Here is a 19,950-nt window from a genome sequence, read left to right as displayed (position 1 = left end):
TGGGAATTGAGAATTGGGAATTGGGAATTGAGGAAAGAATTCTTATAACTCCTAACTTCTATTCCCCATTACCCATTACCCATTACCCATTCCCCATTCCCTACACTGGTGACAATACCTTGATCTTGTCTTCTAAAGAGTTCATCAAGGACTGGAAGGGCTGGATGAATTTGTCAATACCTTCATCTAACAGTTCATCCATGACGGCATCGAGATCGATGTTGATGTCGGGATCTTTGAGGTTTTCGATCAGGGTGTAAGCGTTATCTACATCTGTTTCTAAGCGATCGCTAACGTTACAATGATCGGCACAAGCTTTAATGGTCGCTGGTGGTACGGTGTTAACGGTATCAGGGCCAACCAACTCTTCGATATACATCACGTCGTTGTAGTTGGGGTCTTTGGTGCTGGTACTAGCCCAAAGTAGCCTTTGTACTGTGGCTCCTTTTGCTGCCAACTCTTGCCAACGCTCACTCCGAATGATTTTCTTGTATTCTTGGTAAGCTACCTTGGCGTTAGCGATCGCTACTTTCCCTTTCACAGCTCTTAACTTTGCTTCCACGGCAATATCATCAACGCCTTTTTTCAACTTAGCATCTATTTTGCCGTCAATGTTGCTATCGATCCGGCTGAGGAAGAAGCTAGCGACTGAAGCAATTCTACTGATGTCTTTACCTTCAGCTAGCCGTTTTTCTAAGCCCCGAATATAAGCCCAAGCTGTGTTTATGTAGCTTTCTACAGAAAATAGCAAGGTAATATTAACATTCATCCCCTCGGCTATTACTTGCTCTACTGCTGGCAAACCAGGTTCTGTACCGGGAATTTTAATCATCAGATTTTCCCGGCCAATTTCTTGGAAATAGCGCCGAGCTTCGGTTATTGTTGCTTCTGTATCATGGGCGATAGTTGGCGGTACTTCAATACTCACATAACCATCTAGTCTATTCGAGGCTTCATAAACTGGGCGTAAAATATCACAAGCGTTACGGATATCTGCAAAAACTAACGATTCGTAAATTTTGTCTATGGGTAAGCCAGCGCGAACTCCGGCTTCTATATCGGCATCATAAATGACATTACCTGCGATCGCTTTTTCAAAGATAGCTGGGTTAGAAGTAATCCCAGATATACCTTGATTTTCAACCATGTCTTTGAGTTCACCTGATTGAATAATGTCACGAGTCAAATTATCCATCCAGATACTTTGACCGTATTGCTTAATTTCTAGTAGATGATTGGTAGCCATAGGTAGTTTATTTCACTCCTGTATAGTGATGTTTCTAAGTGAAGTTGGCAAAACGCATTAATGCTTACTTTTGAATTGTGGCGTTGCCAATCACTTATTGCATCGGCCAGCTGAGATAATCCTTAATTGATCTTCAAAAAGCGCTATTTTGCATCCTTAATCCTAAATCACCATGATTAACGTTTAATTAATGGCAGATGAGAATACAGCACCACAGAAATCAAAGCTCTAAAACCCTTACGTAACAGTAACTACGAATTACAAGTTACGAATTATCTTCTAGTACATCACGGCGCAAAAAAGCCACTCATTTAAAATCGCTAGACACCCGACAAAATAAGCGTTTTTTCTTTTTACTTTTGCCTTTTTACTTTTGCCTTGTTGTACTAGTGTCCGTTTTGAATAAAAGACTCCACCTTTGCGACATCTTCTTTACTACCAATAATTAAAGGTGTGCGCTGATGCAGTTTTTTCGGTACTACATCCAAGATATTTACCAATCCTGTAGTAGCACGGCCGCCAGCTTGTTCAATCAAAAAGGCTAGAGGAGCGGTTTCATAAAGCAAGCGCAATTTACCTTCAGGGTTTTGAATTGTTCCAGGGTAAAGGAACACGCCGCCTTGAACTAAAATTCTGTGGATGTCGCTCACCATTGCGCCGCTATAACGAGCGCTGTAGCCTTCTGTGCGGTGAACGTAGCGGATGTATTCTCGAATCGATTCTTCCCACTGCCAAAAGTTACCCTCATTGACGCTATAAACGGAACCGTGGTTAGGAATCCGAATATTTTCTTCTGTGAGAATAAACTCTCCTAAGCTGGGATCGAGGACAAAGGAATGAACGCCCTTACCTATAGTATAAACCAGCATTGTGCAAGGGCCATACAGGATGTATCCAGCAGCGAGTTGCTTCCGGCCATTGGTGAGGAGATCGGTTGCTTTGCCGTCGCTATCATTTCCTTCTTGTTGGCGAATGGCAAAAATGGAACCCAAGCTAAGATTATTATCTGTATTGGATGAGCCATCAATTGGGTCATACAGCAAGGTATAGCGACCAATAGGGCAATTTTCGGGAATATAGTAAGGATTTTCCATTTCCTCAGAAGCGAGGCGACAGACTAAGCCGCTTTGCTTAAAAACTGAGATGAACACATCATTGGCGTAGACATCCATCTTTTTGACGGATTCTCCTTGGACATTAACTTCCCCAGTAAAACCGAGAACGCCTTCCATTAAACCAGCGCGACTCATGCGGCGTGCAACTAGTTTACCTGCCAAGGCGATGCGATTCATCAACGCACTTAAATCTTGGGCATCTGGCGAAAAACTCTGAAGTTGCTGGAGGACGTGACGGGATAAGGTTGTACAATCACGATCTAGAGCTAAGTCTGTAATTTCATTGATAGACGAGTCTAAGGATTCTGGCGTTTTAGCCATTTTGATGTTCTCCGCAGCCACTAGCTGTTAATTGGGTTTTAGTTGTGTATGGCAACTTATGGTTGCTGCTTCTATCTTAGGAAGGTAATTTGAGAACTTAGATGCGACTTTAGATAAACTAAAGAAATGAATTTTCAGTGACTCCTGCACTCACAGCCTGGATACGTACTTAGTTGTCTGAGATATCACCAAAATTAAGTCAGTGATTTACTTACAGCGTATTGCGGGTAAATGAAGTACACGGGTAGGGGCAGAAAATGTTGTGTCCCTACGATGATCTGTACCTCACACCTGTTGCAATCTGCTGTAAATCAAGCGATTACACAAAGTAGTAAAGGTAACGAAACCATTCGCTATTATGTGCAGCCGAAGCTACCCTGAAGTTATACAGAAAACAGGTCTTAGTAGCTAGGCGTAAATAAAATAATCTTTGAATAATCGTAGGGCCGATTCATAAATTGCCCCTACGATAGATGATCTTTCTTTAGAGCTAGGTAATGCAAACTACTTGACTTGCAAGTATGTATCATGCAAAAATAATAAAACCTTTCGGTCGGTAATATTTAATTTACAACAATTTTCAATTAATAAACTATACGATTCCCTACTCTAATAAATCGCTGTAATGTCCAAAGGCGAAGAAACAAAAAGCAGAATTCTCTACCAAGCAGCCGAACTGTTTAATCAACAGGGGTATGCAGGCTCATCGATGTCAGACATCATGCGTGTAACTGGATTGCAGAAAGGAGGAATTTACAATCACTTCCAAAGCAAAGATGATCTCGCGTTACAGGCTTTTGATTTTGCGATCGCTCGTATCAAACAGCATACTAGATTTGCATTACGAAGCAAGCGCCACGCAGTAGAACGGCTGCAAGCAATCATTGAGATATTTAGTAACTTCGCAGAAAATCCACCTATCAAGGGAGGATGTCCACTGCTGAATACTGCTGTGGAAAGCGATGATACTCATCCGGCGTTGCGGGAACGCACTCAACAGGCGATGAATTCTTGGCTGCATCTGATTCGGCGAATTATTGAAACGGGAATTGACAAGGGTGAAATTCGCTCTGAAGTGAGTGCTGATGAAATCGCTACTATCATAATTGCAACGCTAGAAGGGGCCATAATGATGAGTAAGCTCTATGGAGATTCAATTCACATGCACAGGGTAATTAATCATCTTAATCAATACTTAGAAACTAACCTTTAAATGTATGGTACAAATCAAGGTATATGCTTTAGCAGACAAATTAAATCCTATTAAAACGGAGCTATCTAATATAATCCATACCTCCCTCATAGAAGTTTTACAGCTTACTCCTGAAAAAAGATTTCATCGTTTTTTCCCACTGGATAAATCAGATTTTTACTATCCATCTGATAGAACAGACAATTATCTGATTATGGAGATTATCATGTTTGATGGACGCTCGGTGGAAACCAAAAAAGATTTGATTCGCCTGCTTATTAGAAATATTAATAAAAAGTTTAATATTTACGTGGACGATATTGAAATCACAATTTTTGAACCGCCCAAATCTAACTGGGGTATTAGAGGTTTACCTGGCGATGAGTTAATCTTAAACTACAAAGTAGAAGTTTGAAATTTTTGTGGGTGATGGATTATTAGGCAATTAATAATTATCCCTACTTGAAAAGAGTAAAATTTTTTATAGTTTTACAGACCGATCGGTTTTAAAATCCAACAAAGAGGAATAATGCTAGTAAATAACAATTTGCACAGACCATTAGAAGTAGTATTAGAAATTCCTGTAAGAACATACGACATTGATTTTATGGGAATTGTGAGTAATATTGTGTATATCAGATGGCTAGAAGATTTACGTTTAAAGTTTTTAGATGAACATTGGCAACTCAACCAGCAAATTGAGCAAGGATATGCACCTGTTTTAGCTGGAACTGAAATTGAGTATAAACGCCCGATAAAAATTATTGATCGAGTAATTGGACATTTATGGCTAAGTAATGTAGGACGGTTGAAGTGGACTGTACAAGCTGAAATTTTATCTAACAATGAGTTGGCAGCAGTAGCTAGTCAGAAGGGCGCTTTTGTGAGTTTGCAAAATAGTCGTCCTATTCCCATTCCAGAAGAATTAAAGAATAAATATTTAGAGAATCAACAAGGCAATATGAAAGAGTTTTTATAAAGTTAAGAGGAAGTTTTAAAAGTATTGGGCGAATATAATTTGCTCCTAAATAAACGTTCGCGTAGCGTCCCCTAGTAAAGTTTACCTTCGTAGAGTAACAAGATAAATCAAGCTTTTTAACCTACGGAGGTGTGTTTTGTCTGTGTAGCCGGGACTTCTAGCTGCTTTTATTTATTAATAAGCTGTCACGCATTTAATTTGCACAACTAGGGCGGGCAAGATGCCCACCCCACAAGATATTCATTTTTTTGAGGATACAAATTAAAAGATTTTTAACTTACTAATTTACTTAGTATCAGTCAATATCTTTTCGATATTTGCTAGCTGTACAACTCCTGAAAAAACTGGACTATTAATAACAAAGAAAGGTGTGCCGGCAACACCCAACTTTTCTGCTAATTGAATGTCTTTTGTAATTGCGGGAGTAGCAAGACTAAGATCGTGTTTAAATTTACCCAAATCTAGTTTAAGTTTTTTAGCAATATCTAAATATAATGCCTGACCTAGTTGCTTTTGATTAGTAAATAGTGCATCATGATATTCCCAAAATTTGCCCTGTTGATATGCTGCCCAAGCTGCTGTCGCAGATGGTAATGCTTCAGCATGAATTGAAACAAGGGGTAAATTCTTGTAAACTAATCTTAGTTTATCTGGATACTTTACTAATAATTCTTTCAATGTTTTATGCGCTTCAGCACAGTAGGGGCATTGAAAATCGGAAAATTCTATTAGCACAGTTTTTGATTTAGTTGAACCTGTAGTGGGAGACTCACCAATCACTGTTTGAAGATTTGTCTTTAAATCCTGTATAAATGCTTGCTGTGCTTGCTTGAGTTCCTGTTGTTGTAGCTGCTGATAAGCTTGAACAGATTCAATAATTGCCTCTGGATGTTCGCGGATAATTTGTAATACTTGCTGCTCTAATTGCGGATCAATCCGGCTAGCAGCTTGTGCAGGAAATGACCAAGTAACAACTAAAGATATTAGACTTATTACTAGCCAAGTACGCGCATACTCAATTAATAGACTAAAGGAATCAAAGAATGTACCCATAGAAAAACTCATAAATATTTATTTTTTGTCTAACTTTATAGATGTACAGGTGCTTCAATTAAAAATCTCATAGTTAAAGCTATGGAAATTATCTTTTTAATTACAGCACTTTGCAAGTAAATGAGGTAAATGCAGGACTCACGCATCAAATAGAGTTGTCTCCTAAAAAGATCCAGCAATCATGCCAGCAAGTAGAATAAAACCAATCCACACGTTTTGCCGGAACATTTCACCATAAACATGATTAGGTAAGTCTCGCCGTCTTAATCGCAGAGACTGCCAAACCCATCCAATAGTAGCAAATGCAAGGCTAATCCAGAAGGCTAAGTGCAGATGTATGAGTACACCTAACCAAGCCAATAACAAGATTGTGCCAGCAAAGAAGATTCCAATAGCTACAGGGGCATAATTCCCAAAAAATAGGGCGCTTGAATTAATCCCGATGCGGCGATCGTCTTCTTTGTCGCTCATAGCATAAACTGTATCAAATCCCAGTGTCCACAGCACAGTCGCGCCCCAAAGTAACCAAGTTGGTTGTGAGATGGTTTGGGTAACTGCACTCCAGCTAATTAACACGCCAAAACCCCAAGCGATGGAAAGTACTAGTTGCGGTACAGGAAAAACTCGCTTTGCGCCTGGATAAAGCAGAATTACGGGCACTGCTGCGACACATAACCAGAAACTCAAGGGATTAAGGTAAAATGCCAGGATGGCTGCACATGCTAGTGATACGATCGCAACTACAATCCCAACTTTCACAGACAAGGCGCGAGAAGCGAGGGGGCGTGAGCGTGTTCTCTCCACTTCTGGATCGATGTCCCGATCCCACAAATCATTAACAACACAACCCGCCGCACTCGTGGCCAGAGTCCCCAATATAATCACACCAACCAGAGGTAAAGGCGGTTTCCCAGAAGCTGCTAAAAACACAGCCCAAAGCGCAGGAATCATTAAAATCAACCGTCCTTCTGGTTTATGCCAGCGTAAAAGCCGGATAATTAGCCAAGCTGGGGATTGGGGGCGTTCTGGCATCCTTAACATAGAAATTGGGGATTGGGGATTGGGGATTGGGAATTGGGGATTGGGGATTGGGAATTGGGGATTGGGGATTTATGCACCGAAGTCTGAAACCTAGATCCGTCAGAAGAAGCCTTGAAAAGGGTGAAAATTAATAAAGCCCCTTTTTATGAGGGTGTTGGGGATTCTGAATGCGTAAGTACTTATTTCTTTCTTTGCTCTCATTCCCAATTCCCCATTCCCAATTCTTTATTCACACATCTTTACATCTATAGAATAACGTTATTTGTTATTTGTAAAAACATACAGATAGAGTGGCAACTTTAAATATCTTTAAATAGTCACTAGCGTTAGAAGGATTAGGGTGAATATACTTAGCTCAGTTTGAGTAAGTAGGTAGGCGTAATTAAATATAAGATCAAACCTCACCCTCAATCCCTCTCCAAAGTATCGGAGAGGGAAGCCGGAGGCAGGATGAGATTTTATATTTAATTTGACCCACTTACTTAAGTGTGTTGCAAAAATTATCAGTGCCAGCTACCCCGACGTACCACCGTTTGCCATCATTTCTTATAAAGAGAGAAAACTAGATGCAGAATTTAGTAGAGGCTAGCTGGGAGAGTTTTTCAACTCAACCACCTAAGCAACATCGGATTATTGCTGCTATTGACCTGGGAACAAATTCTCTACACATGGTAGTAGTTAAAATTGACCCCACACTACCAGCTTTTAGTATTATCGCCAGAGAAAAAGAAACCGTCAGACTTGGCGATCGCAATCTTACCACTGGAGAACTCAAACCAGAGATCGTTAAAAATGCGATCGCTGCTTTAGGACGTTTCCAAGAAGTTGCCAAAACCATCAACGCTGAAACAATCATTGCTGTGGCAACTAGTGCTGTGCGCGAAGCCCCTAACGGGAAAGATTTTTTGCACACAGTAGAAAAGGAATTGGGTTTAAGCGTTAACTTAATTTCTGGTCAAGAAGAAGCGCGACGAATCTACCTTGGCGTGTTGTCGGGGATGGAATTTCACAACCAACCGCATACAATTATTGATATTGGCGGTGGTTCCACAGAATTAATTTTGGGCGATAGTCAGCAAGCGCGGACTCTCACTAGTACCAAAGTTGGTGCAGTCCGACTGACTAGCGAGTTAATCACCACCGATCCCATCAGCAATACAGAGTTTCTGTATCTGCAATCCTATACACGCGGGATGTTAGAACGTTCCGTGGATGAGGTATTAGCAAATTTACAACCTGGGGAATCTCCCCGTTTGGTGGGTACATCTGGCACGATTGAAACCCTAGCGACGATTCATGCACGAGAAAATTCAGGTGTTATCCCCTCTACTCTCAATGGCTACGAGTTGAGTCTTAAAGACTTGGGAGACTTGGTAAATCGGTTGCGGAAACTGAGTAATTCCGAAAGGGCTGCAATTCCTGGAATGCCAGATAAACGGGCTGAAGTGATACTTGCTGGTGCAGTAATATTACAGGAAGTGATGACTCGTTTAGGCAGCGAATCGCTCGTTGTTTGTGAGCGTTCTTTGAGGGAAGGTGTAATCGTAGACTGGATGTTAGCCCACGGTTTAATTGAAGATAAACTGCGCTACCAAAGTTCAGTTAGGGAACGCAATGTTTTAAAAATCGCTAATAAATACCACGTTAACTTAGAATATAGCGATCGCGTCGCCAAATTTGCCGAGAGTTTATTCGACCAAACTCAAGGTACATTACACCATTGGGGATCTGACGAGCGACAACTGTTGTGGGCAGCTGCAATATTACATAATTGCGGTCATTACGTCAGCCATTCGTCTCACCACAAACACTCTTACTATCTAATTCGCAATGGTGAATTACTCGGTTATACAGAAACCGAGATTGAAATCATAGCCAATTTAGCGCGTTATCATCGCAAATCGCCACCCAAGAAAAAACATGAAATTTACCAGAGTTCGCTGACTAAAGAACAGTGTCAAATGGTTAGTCACTTGAGTGCAATTCTAAGATTAGCAGTCGCATTAGATAGACGACAAATTGGTGCGATCGCCCAAGTCAAATGTGAGTATTATCAACAGTTACGGCAAGTAAACCTGCTAATTTTTCCATCTCAAGCTGATGATGACTGTGCTTTAGAACTTTGGAGTTTAGATTATAAAAAAGGAGTCTTTGAGGAAGAATTTGGAGTGAAATTAGTAGCGAATTTAGAAAAATCTAGCCTTGCTAACTCGTTTTAGAAAGTAGGTGCGTTAACGTGGTGTAACGTATCTGTTACAAATAGGACTTACGCAAGAAATAGCCCAAACCTTGATTTTCCTGTAGGGGCCGCGTGTAGTTTTGCGTAAGTCCTAACAAAAAGAGATTTTGCAGTTAAACAAGAATTCAGAAGCCGAGCTAGAAACGCTCCGCCTCCGCTCAAAATCAAGACGCTCTCTACTAGACACTGCGTTTAGCTTGCGATCGGCCAGTCTAATGGAATTCAGAATGAATTCTGTTTTGCTCAAGATGCTTTCAAAATTAAAATAAACCCTAGATATAATTTTGGCATCCTACTTAAGGAGCAATTTATAAAGTGTCCTAAGACGCATTTAAAAATAAAAATTAGTAACTAGAATATAGTTAACAATCTATTTAACATAGGTTATGTTGCTATTCAATACCTAAGCCGGGAAAACTTAGGTATTTTTATATTATTTGATAATCTAATAAAATTTAAATAGAGCAGGTGAGACTGCTTGTTTTTCTGCATTGAACTACTCGAAAGTTTAAAACTATCTGTCCCATAAAAAAATATTCAGCATCTTGTAACCTCAGCTATACCTGAGTATTCTTTCCTTCCTTCTCTTTGAGACGCTACGCGATGGTGCAAAGCACCCGCCAGAGGCGATGTCTACGACGGGCGATGCCTACGCAAAACTACATACTTTCGGTAAAATTGGGTAAAGCGATTTTTGTGCTTGTTAAACAAAGGCATCAGCAAACCCATGCAACTGAAACTCAGTGCATCTCGATTTCCCTTCGCCCCCCTTTTGTTAATTGCCCCCTTTTTCCTATGGGGGACGGCAATGGTAGCTATGAAAGGAGTAATACCCCACACCACACCGCTATTCATGGCAGGTGTGCGTTTGATACCAGCAGGGATGTTAATTCTGATTGCCACAGCATTCATGGGTAAACCCCAGCCCAAGGGCTGGGCTGCATGGCTGTGGATTAGCTTATTTGCTCTAATAGATGGGACGCTGTTTCAAGGCTTTTTGGCAGAAGGATTAGTCAGAACCAGTGCGGGGTTAGGGTCTGTGATGATTGACTCGCAACCCTTAGCTGTAGCCTTGCTGTCATTGTGGCTATTTCAAGAACACATTGGTTTTTGGGGATGGCTGGGGCTAGCTTTGGGAGTCACAGGTATTAGTTTAATTGGCTTACCTGATGAGTGGATTTTACATTTTCTCGACTCAGGTGCAAATATTACAATTGGCAACTGGCAAGATTTGTTTGCTAGCGGCGAGTGGTTGATGTTATTGGCAGCCTTATCAATGGCTGTGGGAACAGTGTTGATTCGGTTTGTGTGCCGACATGCTGACCCTGTAACCGCTACGGGATGGCACATGATTTTGGGTGGATTGCCACTATGGGGAGTTTCATCAGTTGTTGAATCTCAGCAGTGGGAGAATCTGGGAGCATCTGATTTAGTGGCTTTGGGTTATGCTACCGTATTTGGCAGTGCGATCGCATACGGGTTATTCTTCTACTTTGCCTCTAGTGGCAGTCTCACCAGTCTTAGTTCCCTCACCTTCCTCACACCCATATTTGCCCTACTATTTGGTAATCTCTTCCTTTCAGAAGTCCTCAGTCCTTTGCAGTGGGTGGGTGTTTTCCTCACTTTAATCAGCATCTATCTCATTAACCAGCGTGATACTTTAGGAGCGCAAAACGACACAGTTACTGTCGGCGAGATAGCAAATATACAGCAACCAATTTTAGATTCATCTACTCAAAAATTGAATCCTCTCAGCCTAGCAGTTAGAGAATCCGAACCAGAAATTTAAGCCTAATTCGTAATCCGTAATGGGCTACGCCATAACATAATTCGTAATTAATTTAGGGACATGAGGGAGAATAAATAATACCTAATGCCTAATTACAGTTAACATTTGGTCATCTAGAAGGTATTGTGGTAACGAAGACTTCAAAAAAGCACGTTCAGGCTGAAACTTTCAATATGAGGCTATGCCGTTCCTCAATTCTGATATTTACTTGTATTTCTTGCATGGGTTTTTACCCAAATCGCGCAAGTACAGCCACACCTAACCTAGCACCTAAAATTTTAGAACTTGCACAAGCTAGTTCGAGAGTTACTGCTAGTCCGACTGTTTTGAGATATGGTAGTCCAAAATCAGATGTGCAGAGATTACAAACTCAATTAAAGCAACTGAGATATTACAGTGGCGTGATAGATGGACAGTATAACGCCAGTACGGAAATTGCTGTCGCTAAATTCCAGAAAGTAAATGGTTTAAAAGTAGATGGTCTTGCCGGTCTAGCGACTATGGAGAGACTGCAAGTAGCAATGGAGGCCAAAAATAAGATTGTCACTTCTCCAAGTATTGCCTCTCCTGTTTCGACTGACAAAGTAACTACAACACCTAAGCCAGCTGAGAGAAGTTTTATCTCGTGGTTAATATTTACGATCGCAGTTTTGGGAAGTATTGGCGCACTTATTTACCTGCTGAGGTGGTTTCGTGAGGTCAAACAGGTGCAAAAGTCAGAAATATCAAATCCTAAAATTTTGAGTGAAGCTGACAACCACCCAATAAAACCATCCTTACCAGAGGCTGTAACTAGCCCACAAATAACTACACCACCACCCCCCCCCACCCAATTGCTGTTAACAGAAAAAACTTCCCGGCTTGCCAAACTCAATATTGTTGACGAGTTAATCCAAGACTTACACAGTCCCGATCCAACAAAACGGCGCAAGGCTATTTGGGATTTGGGCCAGCAGGGAGATTCACGGGCTATTCAGCCTATAGTTGACCTGATGATTGATGCTGATTCTCAAGAAAGTAGCTTGATTTTGGCAGCTTTGGCAGAAATTGGCATTCGCACACTCAAGCCGATGAATCGGGGTTTAGCAATTTCAATGCAAAATGAAAGTCCACAAGTACGGCAGAATGCGATCCGTGACTTGACGCGCGTTTATGACATGATGGGTCAAATGAGTCAGATGTTGCACCATGCGTTAAACGATCCAGATGCCGAAGTGCAAGCAACTGCACGATATGCTTTAACTCAGATGAATCGCATCCGTGGCTTGCCAGAACAACAAGATTTACCAGAAGATTCACATAACGATTTACGAGAATAAATCTAAAAATATTTCAACTGGATTTTGATATTAGTGTCTGGGCCTGCCACTAAAAATGCTGCTTCGCTAAATTTAGGCACTCCTGTGCGAATTTCTGGGTTCCTAGAAAATCCAAAGCCTTCCTTTGGTATACCAAGTCCATTACTATTGATAGTGCTGTCATTATTTTGATCGTGGAAGACAGCAACGGCGTAACTACCTGCTTTCAAGTTATCAAAGGTAATGAGTAAGGGAGTGTTATTAATCTTGATACACTGCTTTTGTAAGCTACGATCGCGATCGCTAGGAAACCCTTCACTGCTAGCAAATATACTGGCACACACTTGTCCTTGTTTATTCTTCAAGCCATCAATTTCTACGGTGAGTTTGCCGTTAAAATTTGCCTTAGCACTAAATGACCATGCCAGATTTCCTATAACTGCCAATAGCAGCATACCAACTCTCAACCCTTTGACCATAAAATTTTCATCAGATAAAATAATTTTTCACTTTTATTGCGATCGCACAGATTCATCGTGACATGATTTGTTGATAAGCTGAAAATACTTTAATTTGCATCCTCAAAAAAATAAATCTCTTGTGGGGTGGGCATCTTGCCCGCCCTAGCTGTGCAAATTAAATGCACCACAGCTTATCCTCACCATGCCTTCTAGGGTGGTGATTGTCTCGGTAATGGTTTAAGACGCTTTCTCAAAAAGTAAAGTTTCCTTTACTTACAGCGTATTGCAGGTAAATGAAGTACACAGGTAGGGGCACAACATGTTCTGCCCCTACGATGATCTGTACCTCACTTTAAATATTGCCAAAAAAGTCTTTGGCATGGATATATAAATTCCCTAAGATTATCAACATAATTTCAATGGTTATTTTTTACTGTTGAAAAAGTAGTAATTGATATTGGTAATCAATTTAGCAACATCAATTAACTTAATTAGGCTGATCAAATAAGGTTTTGATCAACACTTTTAGGAAATAATTATCTCATTATCTGTGTCAGGTTTTATTTTCCTAGGAACACACTTTTTCTAATATTAAAAACTCTGATTGGAGAAAAATATAAACTTTCTTTCACAGAAATTATGAGACTACTTATTGTTTGACGCTTGGTAAATTTCTTCCTAGACGGATAAAATTTGAATCATCATCTATTGAATATATCCAAAAAACTGTATTTTACGATACAGTTTTAATTATCTTATGAAAAATAGCTTATAATGCAATAAATAAAGTAAGTATATCCTTTTTGGCTAAGTATTTTCCGATATCAGCATTGGAAAATTCTGAATATTATTAATTTTTTATACGAACAGTTAATTGTTTGTTACTTTATTGAAAACTACGTTGAAGATTCAGTAATTCTCCTTTAAACTGATTAGTGACTGTAATTAAGAATTGATCTTTGCAACGAAAAATGTATTAAAAGTAACGCAGATTTGTCAGATAGCAGATTAGTTAAGCTATTTAGAGAAGAAGTAAATCTAGTTACAAGTGTAAACTTATAGGCGATCGCTAGCTGATAGCACTTTTTAAGTAATTGAAGTACACTACTTCCCATTTCACCTGAGTTAAACAGAACCGTAGCGGTAAATAAGATTAACAAACCTAATTTCCTTCAACAAACTGGGTTTAGAGTACCTGTAATATGGGAAACTTGGCAATATTCCCTATAAATCAGATTGAAGATGAGTAACACAATTTCGGATATCGCAGTTAAGACCATCAACGGTGAAGATAAACAATTAAACGACTATACCGGGAAGGTACTCTTAATTGTGAATGTGGCTTCCTACTGCGGTTATACTTCTCAATACGACGGGTTAGAAAAGTTGAACCAGAAGTATGGCGAAGCAGGATTAAGGATTTTGGGATTCCCCTGTAACGATTTTGGAGCGCAGGAACCAGGAAGCAATGAAGAAATTGTACAGTTCTGCACCAGTAAATATGGTGTTACCTTTGAACTATTCGATAAAGTCCATGCAAAAGGCTCACAGCAGCATCCACTTTATGAGCGACTTACCAAAGCTGTTGAGCCAAAAGGAACTGTTGCTTGGAACTTTGAAAAATTTTTAGTTAATAAACAAGGTGAAGTGATAGCTAGATTTAATAGTAGTGTGCAACCCAATTCACCAGAAATAATTGCCATAGTTGAAAAAGAACTAGCAAAATAGTCATTCGTCATTAGTCAGTAAGTCAAAATTTTTGTACCATTGAATGTTAGCTCTGGACTGTTAAATTTATTTACGTCCAGTTCCGTAATTGAGAATAGTGTCTCAACTAGTAGTTTAATTTATTTGCGTTTAATTTGTCATGAACGTTGCAATCATTGGTTGTGGTTATGTTGGTTATCAAGTCGCTCAATATTGGCAGCAAAAAATGAATTTTGTTGTCAGTGTAACCACAACTTCCTCTGAGCGTGTCTCTGCACTACAATCAGTATCTCAAAAAGTTTTCGTGACCTGCGGGAATGACCTAGATAGTCTAAAATCAGTTTTGCACGATCAAGATGTTGTACTTTTGAGTGTTGGTGCAAAAAGTGGGGAAGTTTATGAAGAAACATATCTACAAACTGCCCAAAATGTAGTTTCATGCTTACAGCACAGTAAAAGTGTGAAACAACTAATATATACAGGTAGTTATGCCGTCTATGGTGACAGAAATGGTGTATGGGTAGATGAAGAAACACCACTTGCACCTGCTAATTTAAATGCCCAAATTCTCCGCAAAACAGAGGATATATTATTATCAGCATCTAGCGAAAATCTCCGCGTTTGTATCTTCCGCTTAGGAGGAATTTATGGCCCTGGTAGGGAACTGTTGAAAATATTTGGTAGATATTCTGCTACAACTCGTCCTGGCGGCGAAGATGTCACAAATTGGATTCACCTGGATGATATTGTTGCAGCGATAGAATTCGCCCGTAACCGTCGTTTGCAAGGGATTTACAATCTGGTAGATGATGCACATCTCACTAGCCGAGACTTGCTAGATAACCTATTTGAAAAACATAATTTACCCAAAGTTATATGGGATACTTCTATTAAGAGTACTCGCCCATATAATGCTTGGGTATCGAATGAAAAACTGAAAGAGGCTGGATACCAGTTAATTCATCCACAGATGATTTTTTAGCAAGTATTAGAACTAGGAATTATGCAACCATCTGCTGTAAATAACACACAAAACCTGACAGCATCTCCTAGCCAATTTTACACTTGGCGGAATTATCGTTGTGCCTACGAAGTTCATCAACCAAATAACACAACATCTGAGGGTATTCCCTTACTGTTAATTCATCCTATTGGTGTAGGATTGTCACGGCAATTTTGGCAGCGTTTTTGTCGTGAATGGTATAATTCAGGGCAGCATAATTCAATTTATAACCCTGATTTACTAGGATGTGGCGAGAGTGATATGCCTCATCTGGCTTATACTCCTAGTGATTGGGCAGAACAGTTGCAGTACTTTTTACAAACAGTAGTGCAAAAACCTGTGATTGTAGTAGTACAAGGGGCATTATTACCAGTTGCGATCGCATTAATCCAAAAGGAATCAAACTTAATCTCCAGACTTGTCCTTTCAGGGCCTCCACCGTGGGCTTTGATGACAAATAAACCACCAGAATGGCAACAAAAATTCCTTTGGAATGTCTTAGATTCGCCTTTTGGGAATCCTTTTTATCGTTATGCACGCACCCCTAAGTTTTTACGTTCTTTCTCAACTCGCCAACTCTTTGCTTCTGAGAACGCTGTGGATACAGAGTGGTTGAATACATTGGTTGCAGGTGCAGAAAATCTTGCTAGTCGCCATGCAGTGTTTTCTTTTTTAGCAGGGTTTTGGCGAGATGATTATACTAGCTCTATTGCTTCTATTAGGCAACCAACATTAGCGGTTGTGGGGGAAAGTGCATCAAGCATTAGCCAAAAAAGTAAAAAAGAAACGCCAGATAAATGCTTGGCTGACTACCTTGAGTGTTTGCCTCAATGCCGAGGTATAAAAATAAACGGGCGGAATGTTTTACCTTATGAATCAACTGCTGAATTTGTCGCAGCGATCGCTCCATTCATTAATGAAGTTTCTTAACTAATTGATAGTTGCATCATACCAGTCTTCCCATGCTAGGTTATGACTGGAATTGATTACTAAAGGCAAGCAAAATTATGTTCCTCAATCGCCAAGGACAAAAAGTTCCCAATGTCACTTTTCATACTCGCAAAGATAATCAGTGGGTAGATGTGACAACCGATGAATTATTTGCTGGGAAGACAGTGGTTGTCTTCTCCTTGCCGGGTGCTTATACTCCGACTTGTTCATCGACTCATCTCCCTGGCTATAACGAGTTAGCTGGGATTTTCAAAGAAAATGGTGTCGATGACATTATCTGTATTTCTGTCAATGATACCTTTGTGATGAACGAATGGGCGAAGGATCAAGAAGCAGAAAATGTTACACTTATTCCCGACGGTAATGGTGAATTTACTGAAGGCATGGGTCTGCTGGTAGATAAATCAGACTTGGGTTTTGGTAAGCGATCGTGGCGTTATTCCATGCTGGTGAAAGATGGTGTAATTAACCAAATGTTTATTGAACCAGAGGAGCCAGGAGATCCCTTTAAGGTGTCTGATGCTGAAACAATGCTCAGATACATCAACCCCCAAGCAGCGAAGCCCGAAGTAGTTTCTCTATTTGCGAAAGTTGGTTGTCCCTTCTGTGCGCGTGCGAAAGCAATGCTCAAGGAACATGGCATTGACTACGAAGAAATTACTTTGGGTAAGGATGTCACCACACGCTCATTACGAGCAGTTACAGGGGCGACTACAGTACCTCAAGTATTTATTGATGGTAAATTAATTGGTGGTTCTGAGGCATTAGAAGCCCACTTAGCTGCTAAATAGTTTTCACTAGGGACGCATAGATGTGCGTCCCTACAAGGTATTCTTTGAAGTTTAGTAACGGCGATCGCGTTCCAAGTCATAAATTACTTTCTCTAAATACCATTTTTCCGATTCACCCTGGTGCCTCTGGCGCTGCTGTTTGAGTAGTCGTTCGGCTGTTGTCGCATCACCATTAAGTAAAACAAGTAAACGTTTTTGCAGTCTTCTGTTTTTCGGATCGCTGAAGTATGGCTTAGAAACCTCGCTGCGTGGTTGAGATGACCACAGTTTAATGAAGGCAAATGATAAGCCTATGATTATAAGCACCACGAGGAATCCCATATCTATTGAGATTAAGTAGTTGTTAACTTATATTGTGTAACAATTTTACTTGTAGAGCATCAGTGATATTTTGGATATTTTCATATTTTTTTCCAGGTATTCACTACTTATCATATAAAATTGACTCGAATTGAATTTCCATTTATTGAAAATCTAATATGTTTGCCAGAATTCGCCGAATTTTGAGTCAATTTTTTAATCAATCAAGGACAATCAACAACGAACCACTGAATAAAGTAAGTTTGATTGTTATTATTTTAATTGATATTTTTATCTTAATTAATGTTTTTACGGGACTGGATGATATTAGCAGATGGTATATTAGCCCGACTCAGGCTTATCCATGTTATTCAGAGTGGCAAAATTATCGGGCGAAAACCACTCAAAATAAAGACTATGAAATTGTTAGACTTTCATTACCATACGACCCGAATAATCGACTCAGTTTTCAGCAAAACTATCAACAAGCCGAAGTAGGGCATCTGGGTAAGGTTTCTAAAACGTGCTTGCAATATGCCGACTACAAAGATAAAATTAACAATCCTGAAAAGCAGCAAATAACTAAAAATATCGATCAAAAACAAGCTAAAATCAGCACGCTTGAACAAGCCAATAGTACTATTAAATCCCAATATGACTCAACGTTATTAGAAAAAATTGCAGGTCAAGGCCGTCAACAATCAATTAATCAAGTCGGTGCTGAAAAAGCTAAACAGGTATTAGAACAAAATAATCGCCAAATTTCTACCCTTAAGCAAGAAATTTCTCTTCTTAAAAATGAACTGCTTACCAAACCTGAAATCATTAGTTTGATAGCCTTTCTCAAAGATGACAATCAATTTAAGGAAGTTGACAAAGGTTATCAGCAGGCATCGTTTTGGTATCCAAGTATCCAGCTTGGTTTTCAGTCACTCTTTCTGCTGCCTCTGATTATTATTGCCTTATCAGTTCATAAATTTGCTCAAAGAAGAGGATATGGACTTGTATCACTAATTAGCTGGCATTTGCTAGTTATATTTTTTATTCCACTAATTGTTAAAATATTTGAATTTCTGCAAATAGGTGCAATATTTAAATTTTTGTTTGATATTGTTAGATACCTTTTTGGTGGCTTGCTTTTCCTGATAAATTATCTTTATATCTTGCTGATTCCAATTATTGGCTTTGGAATTATCCAGTTTTTTCAAAAATTTGTCTTTAATGCTAAAGTCCAAGCAGCTAGCAGAGTTCAAAAATCACGCTGTGTAAATTGCGCTAAGAAAATTCGACAGGTTGATACTTACTGTCCGCACTGTGGCTATTACCAGTACATTGAATGCCAAAACTGTCATAATATTACTTATAAACATTTATCGTACTGTAAACATTGCGGAACTTCTCAAGATTCCAGCAATTTGTAATCAGTGAAGTAGTTAATCGGTATTTTTAACTTAGATATGGAAAAAGTCAATAAAGAGAGTCAGTCACCGCTTTCTTTTCTCAAAAATCTGTTGATTGCTCGTTGGCGATCGCTCTTACTGCTGTTAATCGGAGTATATTTACCTTTGCAGGTCTTTGAAATCCTGACAGTGAAGATATGGGAGAATCAAGCGGGCTTACCGTGGGATGTGCCTATTTTGTTAGCAGTTCATTCTACAGCCAACCCACAGTTAGATGTTTTAGCAGTGACGCTGGCTAAAATTGGTTTACCTTGGACGGCGATACCGATTTTGGGTGCGATCGCAATTATATTACTACTACAAAAACGCTGGCGATCGCTAGCTTATTTACTCACCGCCTCAGTGGGAAGCATCATCATCAGCCGCACAGCAAAGGAATTAATGCATCGAGTGCGCCCCCAATTGTGGCAGTCTATTGCACCTGAGTCTAGTTTTGCATTTCCCAGCGCTCATGCCATGACGAGTATAACTTTGGTAGCAATTTTGCTATTCTTAACTTGGGCTAGCTCCTGGCGCTGGTTGGTTCTCACCTTGGGTTGCTTATACATCATAGCTATTGCATGGTGTCGTCTCTATTTGGGGGTACATTTTCCTAGCGACATTCTCGCAGGTTGGATGGTTGCATTAGGTTGGACAATTGGTCTTAGTTTAATTATCAAACCGTATATAACTATAGCCAAATCCGTAGATAGCGAAGCCCCCAAGGATGAAACTACCTTACTTTATGAAGAAAGAAAGTTGATAAGTAAGGAATGATATTGTGTCTGCTTAAAGACTTCTATATCCTTCTGAATATCCCTTAAAACATAGGACTTTGATTCTACTTTCCCCGTTTTTAAGACAGATTAGGGGGATTAATGAGTGCCTAAAATCACAATGAAATATTTTTAAAACAACCTCTTAACTCTAATACCAATTTAATGTGAAGCTGCACTAAATGAGTAACTCTCTATTCTTGGCGCTCTTGGCGTACTTGGCGGTTCGTTTAATAATATTCTGTGCAT

Annotated in this window: 18 protein-coding genes; 12 read left to right on the top strand and 6 right to left on the bottom strand. The window is 39.7% G+C overall.

All coding sequences use genetic code 11. The features are described 5' to 3' along the window. Positions 1 to 100 precede the first annotated feature (100 nt). Complete coding sequence (gene tal, locus V7K98_RS21295) at positions 101 to 1,246, bottom strand: transaldolase (protein WP_335025403.1); 1,146 nt, start codon at positions 1,244 to 1,246, stop codon at positions 101 to 103. Between the two features lie 386 nt (positions 1,247 to 1,632). Beyond that, entirely contained in the window at positions 1,633 to 2,682 is a 1,050-nt protein-coding gene (gene fbp / locus V7K98_RS21290) for a class 1 fructose-bisphosphatase (protein ID WP_335025401.1), read from the bottom strand. Positions 2,683 to 3,307: 625 nt separating this feature from the next. Here fbp and V7K98_RS21285 point away from each other — a divergent pair. From V7K98_RS21285 to V7K98_RS21275, 3 genes are all read left to right on the top strand, one after another. Then, on the top strand, positions 3,308 to 3,895 hold the full coding sequence (locus V7K98_RS21285; protein WP_335025400.1) for a TetR/AcrR family transcriptional regulator: 588 nt from the start codon (positions 3,308 to 3,310) through the stop codon (positions 3,893 to 3,895). A 4-nt stretch (positions 3,896 to 3,899) separates the two neighbouring features. Beyond that, the gene (locus tag V7K98_RS21280) at positions 3,900 to 4,289 is read left to right on the top strand and encodes a tautomerase family protein (RefSeq protein ID WP_335025398.1); all 390 of its coding nucleotides are present in this window, start codon (positions 3,900 to 3,902) and stop codon (positions 4,287 to 4,289) included. Positions 4,290 to 4,403: 114 nt separating this feature from the next. After that, complete coding sequence (locus V7K98_RS21275) at positions 4,404 to 4,853, top strand: acyl-CoA thioesterase (protein ID WP_335025396.1); 450 nt, start codon at positions 4,404 to 4,406, stop codon at positions 4,851 to 4,853. Between the two features lie 285 nt (positions 4,854 to 5,138). On the opposite strand, the gene V7K98_RS21270 is transcribed toward V7K98_RS21275, so the two are convergent. Both V7K98_RS21270 and V7K98_RS21265 read right to left on the bottom strand, forming a co-directional pair. After that, positions 5,139 to 5,918 (bottom strand): DsbA family protein, encoded by a 780-nt coding sequence (locus tag V7K98_RS21270; protein ID WP_335025394.1) that lies wholly within the window; start codon positions 5,916 to 5,918, stop codon positions 5,139 to 5,141. A gap of 150 nt (positions 5,919 to 6,068) precedes the next feature. Beyond that, positions 6,069 to 6,947: a 4-hydroxybenzoate solanesyltransferase gene (locus tag V7K98_RS21265; protein WP_335025392.1), complete on the bottom strand. Its 879-nt coding sequence runs from the start codon at positions 6,945 to 6,947 to the stop codon at positions 6,069 to 6,071. 566 nt (positions 6,948 to 7,513) lie between these two features. Between V7K98_RS21265 and V7K98_RS21260 the strand changes: the two genes are divergently transcribed. From V7K98_RS21260 to V7K98_RS21250, 3 genes are all read left to right on the top strand, one after another. Next, positions 7,514 to 9,166, top strand: coding sequence for a Ppx/GppA phosphatase family protein (locus V7K98_RS21260; RefSeq protein WP_335025391.1), 1,653 nt, complete (start codon positions 7,514 to 7,516; stop codon positions 9,164 to 9,166). A gap of 747 nt (positions 9,167 to 9,913) precedes the next feature. Then, a complete protein-coding gene (locus V7K98_RS21255) occupies positions 9,914 to 10,975 on the top strand; it encodes a DMT family transporter (RefSeq protein ID WP_335025389.1) in 1,062 nt (353 codons plus the stop codon). 221 nt (positions 10,976 to 11,196) lie between these two features. Further along, entirely contained in the window at positions 11,197 to 12,294 is a 1,098-nt protein-coding gene (locus V7K98_RS21250; RefSeq protein ID WP_335025386.1) for a peptidoglycan-binding protein, read from the top strand. 2 nt (positions 12,295 to 12,296) lie between these two features. Here the strand turns inward: V7K98_RS21250 and V7K98_RS21245 are convergent, their stop codons facing one another. Then, positions 12,297 to 12,752, bottom strand: a complete 456-nt coding sequence (locus tag V7K98_RS21245) for a DUF2141 domain-containing protein (protein WP_335025384.1) — start codon at positions 12,750 to 12,752, stop codon at positions 12,297 to 12,299. A gap of 1,224 nt (positions 12,753 to 13,976) precedes the next feature. Here V7K98_RS21245 and V7K98_RS21240 point away from each other — a divergent pair. The 4 genes from V7K98_RS21240 (at position 13,977) to V7K98_RS21225 (ending at position 17,186) form a co-directional block, all read left to right on the top strand. Further along, entirely contained in the window at positions 13,977 to 14,462 is a 486-nt protein-coding gene (locus V7K98_RS21240; protein WP_335025382.1) for a glutathione peroxidase, read from the top strand. Positions 14,463 to 14,601: 139 nt separating this feature from the next. Further along, a complete protein-coding gene (locus tag V7K98_RS21235; RefSeq protein ID WP_335025380.1) occupies positions 14,602 to 15,423 on the top strand; it encodes an SDR family oxidoreductase in 822 nt (273 codons plus the stop codon). Positions 15,424 to 15,444: 21 nt separating this feature from the next. Then, positions 15,445 to 16,374, top strand: coding sequence for an alpha/beta fold hydrolase (locus V7K98_RS21230; RefSeq protein WP_335025378.1), 930 nt, complete (start codon positions 15,445 to 15,447; stop codon positions 16,372 to 16,374). Positions 16,375 to 16,451: 77 nt separating this feature from the next. Then, positions 16,452 to 17,186, top strand: a complete 735-nt coding sequence (locus tag V7K98_RS21225; protein ID WP_335025376.1) for a redoxin family protein — start codon at positions 16,452 to 16,454, stop codon at positions 17,184 to 17,186. Between the two features lie 51 nt (positions 17,187 to 17,237). Here V7K98_RS21225 and V7K98_RS21220 read toward each other — a convergent pair whose 3' ends face one another. Next, a complete protein-coding gene (locus tag V7K98_RS21220; RefSeq protein WP_335025374.1) occupies positions 17,238 to 17,492 on the bottom strand; it encodes a hypothetical protein in 255 nt (84 codons plus the stop codon). Between the two features lie 173 nt (positions 17,493 to 17,665). Between V7K98_RS21220 and V7K98_RS21215 the strand changes: the two genes are divergently transcribed. Both V7K98_RS21215 and V7K98_RS21210 read left to right on the top strand, forming a co-directional pair. Next, the gene (locus V7K98_RS21215) at positions 17,666 to 18,907 is read left to right on the top strand and encodes a hypothetical protein (protein ID WP_335025372.1); all 1,242 of its coding nucleotides are present in this window, start codon (positions 17,666 to 17,668) and stop codon (positions 18,905 to 18,907) included. A 36-nt stretch (positions 18,908 to 18,943) separates the two neighbouring features. Then, positions 18,944 to 19,702: a phosphatase PAP2 family protein gene (locus V7K98_RS21210; RefSeq protein WP_335025370.1), complete on the top strand. Its 759-nt coding sequence runs from the start codon at positions 18,944 to 18,946 to the stop codon at positions 19,700 to 19,702. Positions 19,703 to 19,950: the final 248 nt, after the last annotated feature.

This window comes from Nostoc sp. (assembly GCF_036917435.1).
GTDB lineage: Bacteria > Cyanobacteriota > Cyanobacteriia > Cyanobacteriales > Nostocaceae > Nostoc.
This window is presented reverse-complemented; position numbering and strand designations above follow the sequence as displayed.